This is a genomic window from Rhizobium sp. K102, from assembly GCF_022385315.1.
GTDB lineage: Bacteria > Pseudomonadota > Alphaproteobacteria > Rhizobiales > Rhizobiaceae > Rhizobium > Rhizobium croatiense.
Map to the genome: position 1 here is coordinate 1,540,691 of NZ_CP092436.1, position 12,807 is coordinate 1,553,497.

Consider the following 12,807-nt stretch of genomic DNA (forward strand, 5'->3'; position numbering starts at 1 on the left):
AGGCAACAAGGGGGCGGTGACATTTTCCTATTCCAAGGTTCTGTCACTTTTGTCACCGCTTCTAGAAGAGCCGGTGACATTTTCGGGAGAGATAGGGTTTTGTCACTTTTGTCACCGGCAACTAGAAGGTGACCCGCAAGGAAGCGGACGAGATGACTGATGACGCGATCAGCCAGATCGATCAGCTGATCGAGGCCGCACGGCGGCACCTCGACGGGCTGGTTGCGCTGCGGGCTGATATGGCCGGCGAGCCGATGCAGGAGCGGGACGCCTCCGACGACGACTTCGCTAGCGAAAATCTGATTGATGCCGGGACCGCCGCTCAACGGGCCGGCGTTTCCAAACCGACGATCCGGCGATGGGTGAAGGACCATTCCATCGGCTTTAAGCGCGGCGGTCGCCTTCTGGTCTCGGTCCCGCGCCTCCACCGTCACACCGGGGACAGTAGCCTGTGAGCGTTTCGAGCGTTTCAGGCTCTTTTCGATGAGCGTTTGCTCCTGCACCCTTGGCTCAAACGTCAAGGAGTTCGATCATCATGCAGAACCCGCACGCTGAGCATGCCGGCACAATCTTAGCCCTCGTCAGAGCCTTGGCCGTCTGCGAGCGGACGGGCGAGCCGCCCGGCGACATAGCAGACCGCCTTCGAATGCCGGCACCAGCCCAAAGGATTTTGAAAGCGGCGGTCGCCGCCGGGAGCCTGGGCGATCCGTCTTGGGCCGGGCAACTCGCCGATATGGCCGCCGCATCAAGCGCCTTCCTTCAAAGTCTCGGCGGCAGGTCGGCGTTCGGGGCACTCCTGGACCAAGGAATTTTGACACGTGCGCCGTTGCATTCCAGGGTCGGCGCGGTGGCGGAAGGCGCGGTCGGCGCGGTGACCGGAAAAGGTGAAGCCCGGCCGGTCTCGCGGATGACGCTAAACGGCGATGCGCTGCGGCCGCAACAGGCCGACGCGGTCGTGGTGGTGAGCCGGGAGGTCGTTGAGAACGCCTCGGCCGCCGCCCAGGCGTTTTTGAGCAGGCAGCTCCGCCGCGCGGTCGCCAAGGCGCTAGATGTCGGCTTCTTCAGCACGCTCATCACCTCCGCCACACCGACCTTTGCGGCCACGGCCGATCATGTGAGCGACCTGAAGCAAATTATGGACAGCGTGAACACCGGCGAAGGCAGGCTCTGCTGGGTCGCCGCGCCCAATGTCGGAAATTCGATTGCACTGCTCAACGACCCTCGCGGCACGGCGAGCCCGGAAGGCGTAAGCGAATTTTTGGGCTTGCCCCTGGCCGTCTCGCCCGGCCTCGCCGCCGGCACGCTCGCGCTGCTCGACGGTGACCGCATCCTCGCCGATGTCGAGAGCCTCGGGGTAGATATCTCGCGCTTCGCGACGCTTGAGATGAGCGACGAACCGACCATGGACGCCGCCACTCCCACGGCAACGCCCGTGGTCTCGCTCTGGCAGACGAACAGCGTCGGGATCAAACTATCCGCCTTGTTCGGCGTCGCTGCCGGCACCGCCGACGCGATCGCCGTCCTAACCGGCGTGGAATGGCCCCCGGTAGTGTCGGGTTGATTGGAGGATCATGCAGATGAGCACTTTCGACGGCAAGGCATTCGGCGCGGAAATCGTCGGCATCGTGAAAGATTACATGGAACGGAACATGTCTCCGGTAATCGCCCGGCTCGACGCGCTGGAGAGCCGCATCCTGCTTTTGGAGGCTCAGGCCGGCGCGACAAAGGCCAAGCCGATTGTTCGCATCGCGGCCCGATCGGGGGCGGCAACATGATAGCGGTCAATGACATCGAGCAGATCGATCCTGAGCTTGTCGAGGGCGGCAGACGCGTTTGCTTTTACGCTTGGTCGGCCGACGACGATCTGACGCTTGTCTGGTCTGTCTCGCTTCCGATGGAGATTAATGAGGCCACCTTTCTAGACCTGCTGCCAGCCTGGAGGACACTAGGGTGGCGGATGCTCAGGCGGCAGAGTGGTTGATCGCGGTGCAGGCAAATGTCGCCCATGCGCGTCATCTGTGAGCCCTCAGCGAAGACGCCGGGGGGTGGCCAAAGCCAAAAAATCGGCCGGCCAGAAGACCCGCGTGCACCCTCATCCGCAGATTTTTTTCTCGCCGGCAGAATTTCGAGAAGGTTTTTCCCCCTACTTATGAAACTCCAGCGCACCCCCGGCAGACCCCCGCACAACCCCGGCCTCACCGACCGCCGTCTCGTCCAGATGCTCGCCTCTGAAGGCATCTCGCAACGCCAAATCTGCCGCGTCCTTGAGGTCTCCCCGAAGACGCTGCGGAAGCGCTATCGCCGGGAGCTCAACGTCGGTGCCGCGAAGCTCGAAGCCGCCCTGATCGACCACCTCCTCCGCCTTGCCGCTGGCGATGACGATATTGCGTTGCGGGCGATCATCTACTTGCTTCGATGCCGATTCGGGTGGTCCCGTTATGCCCCGCCGCCATGCGGCTGACAGAACTTGCGTTTAACGTTCGATTTCGGCCAAGTCTTCAGGCGCGATATCCGAACCATCCTCCCAGACGAAACCAACAAGGCGTCCATATTCCTTGATCGCCTCCTCCAAAACCAAACCCAGATTGATCAGCTGATAGCTATGGTTGGTGGCCCGTAAGGTGTCGATGCTGCCAAGCGCTGCGCCGGCATATAGTTTCGCGTCATTGTTAGCTGTGTCCGATTTAACAACACTCAGCAGATACTCGCTGGCATCGGCATAGAAGCGCACCGGCTTCGGCATCCTCCGCGCGATCATCTCATCCACCGTCGCTTGGACCCGCTTCTTCTTGTCGAACCAGTAGAACAAGATCGCAACCTTGATTACGCCGAGCAGCGCGTAGAGCAGCTGGAAAATGTACAACACCGCGATTGCGATCAGCGCCACGATGAAAGCTTGGCCGGCCGTATTATCGAAGAACAGCGCGATAATGAATGCGACTACGAAATCGACAAGGCTGCTGAAAAGGATGCTGAACCAATAGCTGCGCCGAGCAGCCGACTGGAATTGTGTGGCCATCGCGGCTCCCCCATTAACATGCTCAACTTTCGCATGGGAACCGTAAATGTAACGTCACTTCTCGGGGCTCTGGACACGAAACGCTATACTTTCCCCGGCTACGCCGCGACAGCGCTGTCGGGCTCCGCAGGCGGCAAAGCGGTGCATCAACGGCGGGTGGACAGGTTCCAGAATTTTCACAGAGCAGATCGAGGAATTCGCGGAGGTCGCGGGCGGCTCTGAGCTTCGCTCTCTTGCTGCTACCTGCGCCGACGATTTCACCGAGGGAATAGCCCTCACCACAAATCCGGGAGACCAGCCAATAGCCCCTCTCGCCCAGCAGAGGTCGAATCCGACGAAGCTCCTCTGCCGCGTGCATCTGGCGGTGACCGATCGGGTCCGCATGACCGCCGCCATCTACCGGCTCCCGGCCGTAATCGATCGCCCGCGTGCTCCGGCACATCGCTTCCCACAAGGCGCGGAATCTCGTTGCAGCGGCAAGCTGAGCGGCGTCGATCCGGCCGCGTGAGGCCAGCATGGTGATGGCGCTTTCCTTGATGTTGACGATCGCCGGAATGGTTCGAGGGTTGCCCGCCTCACCGTCATGCGCCGGAGAGAAGTACGGATTCGCGATCGTCACCGCCCGCAAGGAGCGATGCGGATCGGAGGACGGCGTTCTTTTCGACGGAGCAGGCATGGGGGAAGAATGACAAACTCCGGGGAAAGCCGAAAGCCAATTTTCCCCCAGATTTTCCCCAGGCCGATTCACCGGAGCGTCCGCTCTGTGTTCGAAACAGTATGTATTTGTTCTTATTGGATGTTTTTGGTGAGAGCGTCGGGGTTCGAACCCGAGACCTACTGATTAAAAGTCAGTTGCTCTACCGGCTGAGCTACGCTCTCCCTTTCCACAGGTGTGAAGCACCCCGGCTGGAAGTGGGCGGAACATAGGCAGGCGACCCATTGCGGTCAACCGAAAAATTCGGCTTTTTCCTGTGATCGGCACATTTCTTGCGCATGTAACGACACATCGGCGCCAAGCGCAAAAAGGTGATTGGCAATCGCGGCCTCGCAAAGCTAGGAACAGGACGCAGATTGCAGCCGGAGAGAATGCGTGTCGATTGCCGATATTTCCCTGTGGAGCGCTTTGATAGCCGGGGCGCTTTCCTTTCTTTCGCCCTGCGTGCTTCCCCTCGTTCCGCCCTATCTCTGCTATATGGCCGGCATATCAGTCGAGCAGTTCCGCGGCGGCTCGGCGGTTGCGGTGGCGCCCGATACCAGGCGTGGTGTGCTGTTCTCGGCGCTGCTCTTCACGCTCGGCTTTGCCACCGTCTTCGTGGCGCTCGGTGCCGGCGCGTCCAGCATCGGCATGGCGCTGCGCCAGCATCTCGACCTGCTCTCCAAGATCGGCGGGCTGATCATCATTGTCATGGGGCTGAATTTCCTCGGCCTGTTCCGAATCGGGCTGCTCGCCCGCGAGGCGCGCTTCCAAGGCGGCGGCAAGCCGGCGACCTTGACGGGCGCCTATGTCATGGGCCTTGCCTTCGCCTTCGGCTGGACGCCCTGCATCGGTCCGGTGCTCGGCGCGATTCTTGGCGTCGCCGCCTCCCGCGAGACGGTCGGCTCCGGCGCCGGGCTGCTGGCCATCTATTCGCTGGGCCTTGCGATTCCCTTCTGGATCGCCGCCGGCTTTTCCGGCGCCTTCATGCGCTTCCTGTCGCGCTTCCGCCGCCATCTCGGCACGGTGGAAAAGGTGATGGGCGCCTTCCTCATCCTCACCGGCCTCGCCTTCCTGTTCGGGTGGGTCAGCGATGTGGCGATCTGGTTCCAGCAGACCTTTCCGATCCTGATGCAAATCGGCTAAACCGGTCTTCCCTACCCGCCGATCATTCCCGCGCACTGGAAACCCTCTTGGCCGATATCGTCAGCCTGCTCCTGCCGTTCTTCGGCCTGATCCTGATCGGTTATGCCGCCGCCAAGGCGACGAAGCAGCCGGCGGAAGCGCTCGGCTGGCTGAACACCTTCATCATCTATGCCGCCCTGCCCGCTTTGTTCTTCAAGCTCGTCTCGCGCACGCCGATCGAAGAGCTGACGCGGGTCGATTTCATCGTCACCGATATTGCCGCGACCTATGCGGTTTTCATTCTGCTCTTTGCCATCGGCCGGTTCGTGCGCGGCAATGCGCTTGATGACTGCACCATCCAGTCCTTTGCCGGCGCCTATGGCAATATCGGCTATATGGGGCCTGGCCTGGCGCTGCTGGCGCTCGGCGAAGCTGCGGCCGTGCCGGTGGCGCTGATCATCTGCTTCGAGAATGCGCTGCATTTCATCGTCGCGCCGGCGCTGATGGCGGCGGCCGGCGACGACAAGCGTTCGCCCGGCCGGCTTGCAGCCGATATCGCCCGGAAGGTGGCGCTGCATCCCTTCATCCTGTCGACGGCGGCAGGCTTTGCCGTGGCCGCCCTCCACATCGACCAGCCGCTGGGGTTTCAGCGCCTGGTCGATTACCTCGCCCAGGCGGCCGCGCCCTGCGCCCTCTTTGCCATGGGCGTGACCTTGGCTCTGCGGCCGCTCAAGCGGATTCCGGCCGAGATCTCCTATATCGTACCGGCCAAGCTGATCCTGCACCCCATCGCGGTTTTCATCGCGCTGACTGCTGTCGGCGGTTTCGAGCCGGTCTGGATCCAGGCCGCCGTGCTGCTCGCCTCGCTGCCGACGGCGGCCAACGTCTTCGTCATCGGCCAGCAATATGGGGTGTGGCAGGAGCGCGCCTCGGCGACGATCCTGATCACGACCGTGCTTTCGGTGGCGAGCGTTTCGCTCTGGCTGATCGCGATCCGCTCAGGCCTTCTTTCGCTTCAGCTTTTCCTTTAGGGAATCCGGAATGTCGCGGAAGCCGCGGCCGGGCTCGATGCCCTCGCGCATGACGAGGTTGCGCAGCGGCGGAATGGCCGAGAGGATATGCAGGCCGGCGGCCCGCAGCATCTGCACCGGCAGGAAATCGGAGAGCAGCGAGCGGTTGAGAAGATCGACACTGGCGGTGCGCGTCATGATGTCGGCGCGGCGTTTGCGGTCGAAGCTGTCGCCGGCATCGGCCGGCACCGGCAATTCGGCCCTGTCGCAGAGGATGTCGACGAGCGCCATGATATCGCGCAGGCTGAGGTTCAGCCCCTGCGCCCCGATCGGCGGGAAGACGTGGGCGGCCTCGCCGATCAGCGCGATGCGCCCCTTGCCGAAACGATGGGCCATCATGCCGGACAGCGGCCAGAGCTGGACGCCCTCCTCCACATCGACCTTGCCGAGCATGGACTGCATCTGCGCCTCGACAAGGCGGCCGAGTTCGGCCAGCGGCAATTCCATGCGGGCGGCCGCCTCCGTGGGATCCTGCACCCAGACGAGGCTCGAGCGGCTTCCCGGCAGCGGCACCTGGGTGAAGGGGCCGTGTTTGGTGTGGAATTCGCTCGAGATGTTCTGGTGCGGCAGGGAATGGGCAAAATTCAGCACCATGGCCGATTGCGGATAGGACCAGTTGCGCACACCGATCCCTGATGTTTCGCGCAGCTTCGAGCCGCGGCCGTCGGCGCCGACGGCAAAATCGGCCGCGAAGGTCTCGCCGCCGGCAAGCGTGATCGACACTCTCTCGGCAGAGATCTCGATCGATTCGGCCATATCGGTGAAGCGGCTGATATTGCCCTCGCCGGCCGTGGCCGCTTCAAGGATGTCGGTCAGCGCCTTGTTGGGGAAATTATAGCCGAAGGCATCGAGACCGACCTCGGCAGCGCGGAAGGTCGTGGTCGGCGCACGCAGCAGCCGGTCGGTGCCGTCGATGATGCGCATGCTGGTCAGCGGTGCTGCCGCCGAACGCAGCTTGTCCCAGAGCGTCAGACGGTCGAGGAAGCGGATGGATTGATCCATCAGCGCCGTGGTGCGCCTGTCTTCCCTCGCAGCAACGGGTGCTACCAGCGCCACGCTGCGGCCGCCGCGCGCGAGCGCGATTGCGGCGATCATGCCGGCGAGCCCGCCACCGATCACCGCCACTTCGAATGTCTTCATGCTACCGTTCCGCTCATCATAAAACGGCGGATCGGTCGCTTATGCGGCCGGCTTCGCCTGACGGCGCCAACTATAGCCCTTGCCGGCTTCGGCGTCACGCACCGCCGGCTGATAATGATGGGGAATGGCGGGAAGACGGTTTTCGGAAAGCCGCTTCAGTGCCGTGGCGTTGCTGACCGAGAAACTGTCGATGCCGACGCGCAGCATCAGCGGGACCTGATCGATCAGCACGTCGCCGACGGCGCGCAGCTCGTTGGTGTAGCCCAGGCGCTGGCGCAGCAGCGAGGCATGGCTGAAGGCACGGCCGTCGTTGAAGGCCGGGAAGGCGACGGCGATGATGTCGAGGCGAGAGAGATAAGGTTCCAGCCGGCGCACGTCGTCAGCCGGCTTGATCAGCACGCCGAGGCCGACCTCATTGCTTTCGTCGGCCTTGGCGATCAGCTCGTCGAGGCCGAGCACCGGCTTCTGCTCGCCACTCGCCTTCACCTCGTCGGTCTCGATCACCCAGGGATCGTTCTCGACAAAACCGGTTTCTCTCCAGATCTTCGTCATCATCCCCTCCTTATGCCGCTTCGGCGGCCGAGCCGTAGAGCGCAGTCTTGAAGGGCTGCGGCCCGACACGGCGGTAGGCGGCTAGGAAGGTTTCGGTCGGATCGAGGCGCAGGCCGAGATAGGTGTCGACGATCGTCTCGATCGCGTCGGTCACCCGATCCGGCTCGAAGCCGCGGCCGATAATTTCGCCGATCGAGGTATGTTCGTCGCCGGAGCCGCCGAGCGTGATCTGATAGAGTTCGGCACCCTTCTTCTCCACCCCGAGCAGGCCGATATGGCCGACATGGTGATGGCCACAGGCATTGATGCAGCCGGAGATCTTGATCTTCAGTTCGCCGATCTCGGCCTGGCGTTCGGGATTGCCGAAGCGGCGGGAGATTTCCTGCGCGACCGGAATGGAGCGCGCATTGGCGAGCGCGCAGTAGTCCAACCCCGGACAGGCAATGATATCGGTGATCAGGCCGGCATTGGCTTCAGCGAGATCGATGGCGACGAGGCCGCGATAGACAGTTTCGAGATCGGCCAGCGCCACATGCGGCAGGATCAGATTCTGCTCATGGCTGACGCGGATTTCGTCGAATGCATATTCCTCGGCGAGATCGGCGATCGCATCCATCTGTGCGTCGGTGGCGTCGCCCGGAATGCCGCCGATCGGTTTCAGCGAAATCGTCACCATGCCGTAATCGGGGTTCTTGTGCGGCTGCACATTCTGCTGGACCCAGCGGGCGAAAGCCGGATCGGCCTTCTTCCAGCGGGCGAGGTTTTCCCAGCCCTCGGCGCGCTGCGGCAGATCAGGCAGCGCGAAATAGGCGGCGATCGCCTCGACATCCTGTTCCGGCAGCTTCAGTTCGCTATTCTTGAGCGCCGCGAATTCGGCCTCCACCTGGCGCGTCAGCTCCTCGGTGCCGGTTTCGTGCACCAGGATCTTGATGCGTGCCTTGTATTTGTTGTCGCGGCGGCCGTGCAAGTTGTACACGCGCACGATCGCCGTGGTGTAGGAGAGCAGATCCTCCTCGGGCAGGAAGTCGCGGATGAGCTTGGCGATCATCGGCGTACGGCCCTGGCCGCCGCCGACATAGACGGCAAAACCGATCTCGCCCTTGTCGTTCTTCTTCAGGTGCAGACCGATGTCATGGACCTGGATGGCGGCGCGGTCGCGCTCTGCGCCGGTGACGGCGATCTTGAACTTGCGCGGCAGGAAAGAGAATTCCGGATGGACCGACGACCACTGGCGCAGGATTTCGGCATAGGGACGCGGATCGGCAACCTCGTCGGCGGCCGCACCCGCGAAGTGATCGGCGGTCACGTTTCGGATGCAATTGCCGGAGGTTTGCAGCGCATGCATCTCGACGCTTGCGAGGTCGGCCAGCGCATCGGGGATTTCCGACAGCTTCGGCCAGTTGAACTGCAGGTTTTGGCGCGTGGTGAAGTGGCCGTAGCCGCGGTCATAGGTGCGGGCGATATGGGCGAGCATGCGCAGCTGGCGCGCGCTCAGCGTTCCATAGGGAATGGCGATGCGCAGCATATAGGCATGAAGCTGCAGGTAGACGCCGTTCATCAGGCGCAGCGGCTTGAACGCATCCTCGGCAAGCTCGCCGGAAAGGCGGCGCTGAACCTGGTCGCGGAACTGCTCGACGCGCTCGCTGACAAAGGCATGATCAAATTCGTCGTAACGGTACATCGTCTTCCTCAGACTGCAATGAATTCGGGATCGGCGGGAGCGTAGCCCGGAGCATATTCCATGGTCGGCCCTTGCGCGCGGATGCGCTCGCGAAGGCGAAGCGGCCAGAGAATGCCGTTGGTTTCCTGAACGTCGACGACGGCGACGTCAACGACTTCGTTGTCGGCATAGGATTTCTTGCCGATCGCTTCCAGCGCTTCGACGGCTTCGTTGTGACGGGCGACAAGCGCCTCCTGCAGCGAGGTGGACCATTTCCCGTTCGCATCCAGCCAGACGGCAATGCCGTCCGTCAGCCGGTTGGCCGTCAGAACCTTGTCTACCATATTCAGCTCCTTGCAAGTTCCTCGAGCCGGGCGTTCGCACGCACCAGCGGCTCGGACAGTTCGAAATTGGCGCCGGCGACCGCATCGCCGATGATGACCATGACCGGTCCGGTCAGCTCGTCGCGGTGCTGCAGATCGGGCAGGTCGGCAAGCGTGCCATGCAGCAGGCGGCGCTCCGCGCGGCTGGCGTTTTCGATGACGGCGACTGTCGTTTCGGCGGGAATGCCGGCCTGCATCAGCCGCTCGGCGACGGAGGCGGCAACCGTGCGGCCCATATAGACGGCGATCGTCGCGCCGGAGACAGCAAGGCTCGCCCAATCGGGCAGCACATCGCCCGTCAGATCATGGCCCGTGGTGAAAACAAGCGAGGAGGCGACGCCGCGCAGTGTCAGCGGCAGCTCGAAATCGGCAGCGGCGGCGAAAGCCGAGGTGATGCCGGGCACGACCTCATAGGTGATGCCGGCAGCGCGCAGCGCCGCCATCTCTTCGCCTGCCCGGCCATAGACCAGCGGGTCGCCGGATTTGAGCCGAACGACACGTTTCCCCTGACGGCCGAGCTCGACCAGCAGCTCGTTGATCTCCTCCTGCGATTTCGAATGGCAGCCCTTGCGCTTGCCGACCGACAGCCGCTCGGCATCGCGCCGGCCCATATCGACGATTGCCTGCGGCACGAGCGCGTCAAATATGATGACGTCGGCTTCCATCATCACGCGCTGTGCGCGTAGCGTCAGCAGGTCTTCGGCACCCGGACCGGCGCCGACCAGCCAGACATGGCCTGCGACCCTGTCCATAGACCCCAGCAGCCGGTCGGCTGCCTGGCGGGCCTGCGGCAGGTTGCCGTTGGCGACCGCATCGGCAACGGCGCCGGAAAAGAAGCGGCGCCAGAAAACCCGGCGGGAAACGCCACGGGGGATCAGTTGATCGACGGCCTTGCGGTAGCTCGTCGCCAGCGCAGCCAGACGCCCAAGCGATGGAGAAAGAAGCTGATCGATCTGGGCTCGGATCATCTGCGCCAGAACCGGCCCCGCCCCTTCAGTGCCGATCGCGACGGCAACGGGGGCACGATTGACCAGCGCCGGCGTGAAGAAATCGCAATAATCGGGCTGATCGACGGCATTGGCCGGAATGCTTGCGGCGCGGGCGGCATCGACGATTTCGCGGTCATCGGCTTCATTGCCGGTTGCGGCGAAGACGAGGGCCGCCCCCTCGACCTGCTCGGCGGAAAAACGGCCACGCACGGTTTCGATGCGGTTGGCGATCAGGAAGGCCTGATAATCGGCTTCCGGCCGCTCGGCATAGGCGATAATCCGCGCCCGCGTGTTGAGCAGCAGCCGCACCTTGGCGAAGGCTTCGTCGCCATTGCCGAAGACAGCCGTTTTCTGGCCCTCCACGCGAAAGAAGGCTGGAAATACCGAAAGCTGCTCAGTCTTGGGAGACATCATCAATCCACTTCGAAGTTGCCAGAATATGCCCGTGATCGACAAGGGATTGAAGGAACAGAAATTCGAAAGCCCCAGCAAGCGCGTATTCTTTTGCTCGCGCCACCGGCGATTTGAGAAAAGTCAACCGTGCCGACGAAAACCACCTGTTCCCACTCTCTTTGTTGCGGTGCAGTATAAAGCCTGTGATAAACGGCGTCCATCGGCGTTTGGCGCATTTCGCTCGCGCCACCAAGGCGATAGACTGGGGAAAACCGGAGACGCCAATGCCTGACAAGACCATCGCTGCCCGCCTGCTTTCGGTAATCGAGGACGATATCCTGCCGCTCACCGAACACGGCGTTTCGCTTGGCAACAAGGTGTTCGGCGCGGCGATCCTGCGCAAATCCGATCTGTCGCTCGTCGTCGCCGAGACCAATAACGAATTGGAGAATCCGCTCTGGCACGGCGAGGTGCATACGATGAAGCGCTTCTACGAACTTGGCGACAAGCCGGCGACCAAGGATCTGATCTTCCTGTCGACGCACGAACCCTGCACCATGTGCATGTCGGCGATCACCTGGGCGGGCTTCGACAATTTTTATTATTTCTTCAGCCACGAGGATTCCCGCGACGCCTTCGCCATTCCGCACGACCTGAAGATCCTGAAGGAGGTCTTCGGCCTTGAACCCGGCGGTTATCACAGGCAGAACGCCTTCTGGAACAGCTTTGCCATCGCCGATCTCGTCGAGACCGAAGACGAGCAACTGAGAGAGGCGCTGAAGGCGCAGACCATCCGTATCAAGGCGCGCTACGACGCGCTTTCCACCAGCTACCAATCGTCAAAGAGCGCCAACGATATTCCCCTCAATTGAGGATGCTGAACCGAGGCACCATGGAACCTTCAAAAGACATTTCGCGGCTGATCGAGATCATGGCAGCATTGCGCCATCCCGAGACCGGCTGCCCCTGGGACATCGAGCAGAATTTTCAGACGATCAAGCCCTATACGATCGAGGAGGCCTATGAGGTCTCCGACGCGATCGAGCGCGGCGATATGGACGATCTCTGCGACGAGCTGGGTGACCTGCTGCTGCAGGTGGTCTTCCATGCCCGCATGGCCGAAGAAGCCGGAGAGTTCTCCTTCGGCGACGTGGTCAATGCCATCACCACCAAGATGATCCGCCGCCACCCGCATGTCTTTGCGCGCTCGGAAGCGGATACACCCGACGCGGTGAAGATCCAGTGGGACGAGATCAAGCAGGCGGAAAAGCGCGAACGCGCCGAGCGCCGGTCGAGGCGGGGGATTACCGAGGATTTCAAGGGCGGGTTCCTTGGCTCCGTGCAACGCAGTTTCCCGGCTCTGACGGAAGCGCTGAAGCTGCAGGAACGCGCCGCCAAGGTCGGATTCGACTGGTCGGCGCCGGAGCCCATCCTCGACAAGATCGAGGAAGAGATCGGCGAATTGCGGACGGCGCTCCGGGACGGCGACCGGGCGAAGGTCAGCGACGAACTCGGCGACCTGATCTTCGCCGTCGTCAATATCGGCCGGCATGTCAAGACCGATCCGGAACAGGCCTTACGCGGAACCAATACGAAGTTTCGTCGTCGATTCAATCATATCGAGCAGGTTCTTGATGCAGAAGGCGAAACGCTGGAAGCGGCTACTCTCGAACGCATGGAAGAAATCTGGCAGGCGGCGAAGGCGATCGAAAGAGCGCTCGTGGCTGAGTAGGTCCGGCCGAGTTTGGCGAGAAGCCAACCCCGCCCTCCGTCGTCCTCGGT

Annotated in this window: 15 protein-coding genes, 1 tRNA gene and 1 pseudogene; 8 read left to right on the forward strand and 9 right to left on the reverse strand. The window is 62.5% G+C overall.

The genetic code is table 11. From position 1 onward, the window contains the following. The first annotated feature begins 152 nt into the window (after positions 1-152). From MHI61_RS13420 to MHI61_RS13435, 4 genes are all read left to right on the forward strand, one after another. Positions 153-455: a hypothetical protein gene (locus MHI61_RS13420; RefSeq protein WP_239792372.1), complete on the forward strand. Its 303-nt coding sequence runs from the start codon at positions 153-155 to the stop codon at positions 453-455. 80 nt (positions 456-535) lie between these two features. Continuing rightward, on the forward strand, positions 536-1,561 hold the full coding sequence (locus MHI61_RS13425; protein ID WP_239792373.1) for a phage major capsid protein: 1,026 nt from the start codon (positions 536-538) through the stop codon (positions 1,559-1,561). 16 nt (positions 1,562-1,577) lie between these two features. Further along, positions 1,578-1,775, forward strand: coding sequence for a hypothetical protein (locus tag MHI61_RS13430; RefSeq protein ID WP_239792374.1), 198 nt, complete (start codon positions 1,578-1,580; stop codon positions 1,773-1,775). A gap of 374 nt (positions 1,776-2,149) precedes the next feature. Then, positions 2,150-2,461, forward strand: a complete 312-nt coding sequence (locus MHI61_RS13435) for an RNA polymerase subunit sigma-70 (RefSeq protein WP_239792375.1) — start codon at positions 2,150-2,152, stop codon at positions 2,459-2,461. A 12-nt stretch (positions 2,462-2,473) separates the two neighbouring features. On the opposite strand, the gene MHI61_RS13440 is transcribed toward MHI61_RS13435, so the two are convergent. The 3 genes and pseudogenes from MHI61_RS13440 to MHI61_RS13450 form a co-directional block, all read right to left on the reverse strand. Then, positions 2,474-3,019 carry a hypothetical protein gene (locus MHI61_RS13440; RefSeq protein WP_239792376.1) on the reverse strand — a complete coding sequence of 182 codons (546 nt, stop codon included), beginning with the start codon at positions 3,017-3,019 and terminating at the stop codon, positions 2,474-2,476. A gap of 146 nt (positions 3,020-3,165) precedes the next feature. Next, a pseudogene (locus MHI61_RS13445) lies at positions 3,166-3,695 on the reverse strand (hypothetical protein). A gap of 127 nt (positions 3,696-3,822) precedes the next feature. After that, positions 3,823-3,898: transfer RNA gene (locus MHI61_RS13450), tRNA-Lys, on the reverse strand. 211 nt (positions 3,899-4,109) lie between these two features. On the opposite strand from MHI61_RS13450, the gene MHI61_RS13455 reads away from it, so the two are divergent. Further along, positions 4,110-4,859, forward strand: coding sequence for a cytochrome c biogenesis CcdA family protein (locus MHI61_RS13455; protein WP_239792377.1), 750 nt, complete (start codon positions 4,110-4,112; stop codon positions 4,857-4,859). Positions 4,860-4,906: 47 nt separating this feature from the next. Further along, positions 4,907-5,869: an AEC family transporter gene (locus MHI61_RS13460; RefSeq protein WP_239792378.1), complete on the forward strand. Its 963-nt coding sequence runs from the start codon at positions 4,907-4,909 to the stop codon at positions 5,867-5,869. Here the strand turns inward: MHI61_RS13460 and MHI61_RS13465 are convergent. The 6 genes from MHI61_RS13465 to MHI61_RS13490 are packed head-to-tail and all read right to left on the reverse strand — an operon-like array spanning position 5,837 to position 11,326. Further along, positions 5,837-7,048 carry a UbiH/UbiF family hydroxylase gene (locus tag MHI61_RS13465; RefSeq protein ID WP_239792379.1) on the reverse strand — a complete coding sequence of 404 codons (1,212 nt, stop codon included), beginning with the start codon at positions 7,046-7,048 and terminating at the stop codon, positions 5,837-5,839. The genes MHI61_RS13460 and MHI61_RS13465 overlap by 33 nt on opposite strands. A 39-nt stretch (positions 7,049-7,087) precedes the next feature. Beyond that, positions 7,088-7,600 (reverse strand): DUF934 domain-containing protein, encoded by a 513-nt coding sequence (locus MHI61_RS13470; RefSeq protein WP_239792380.1) that lies wholly within the window; start codon positions 7,598-7,600, stop codon positions 7,088-7,090. A 10-nt stretch (positions 7,601-7,610) separates the two neighbouring features. Next, complete coding sequence (locus tag MHI61_RS13475) at positions 7,611-9,281, reverse strand: nitrite/sulfite reductase (protein WP_239792381.1); 1,671 nt, start codon at positions 9,279-9,281, stop codon at positions 7,611-7,613. Positions 9,282-9,289: 8 nt separating this feature from the next. Next, positions 9,290-9,604, reverse strand: a complete 315-nt coding sequence (locus MHI61_RS13480; protein WP_038688777.1) for a DUF2849 domain-containing protein — start codon at positions 9,602-9,604, stop codon at positions 9,290-9,292. Positions 9,605-9,606: 2 nt separating this feature from the next. Next, on the reverse strand, positions 9,607-11,043 hold the full coding sequence (cysG, locus tag MHI61_RS13485; RefSeq protein ID WP_239792382.1) for a siroheme synthase CysG: 1,437 nt from the start codon (positions 11,041-11,043) through the stop codon (positions 9,607-9,609). Continuing rightward, on the reverse strand, positions 11,027-11,326 hold the full coding sequence (locus MHI61_RS13490) for a hypothetical protein (RefSeq protein ID WP_239792383.1): 300 nt from the start codon (positions 11,324-11,326) through the stop codon (positions 11,027-11,029). The genes cysG and MHI61_RS13490 overlap by 17 nt, the downstream gene beginning before the upstream one ends. Between MHI61_RS13490 and MHI61_RS13495 the strand changes: the two genes are divergently transcribed. Together MHI61_RS13495 and mazG are read left to right on the forward strand one after the other, a co-directional pair. Further along, positions 11,310-11,897, forward strand: a complete 588-nt coding sequence (locus MHI61_RS13495; protein WP_239792384.1) for a nucleoside deaminase — start codon at positions 11,310-11,312, stop codon at positions 11,895-11,897. The genes MHI61_RS13490 and MHI61_RS13495 overlap by 17 nt on opposite strands. Positions 11,898-11,917: 20 nt before the next feature. After that, a complete protein-coding gene (gene mazG, locus MHI61_RS13500; RefSeq protein WP_239792385.1) occupies positions 11,918-12,757 on the forward strand; it encodes a nucleoside triphosphate pyrophosphohydrolase in 840 nt (279 codons plus the stop codon). Positions 12,758-12,807: the final 50 nt, after the last annotated feature.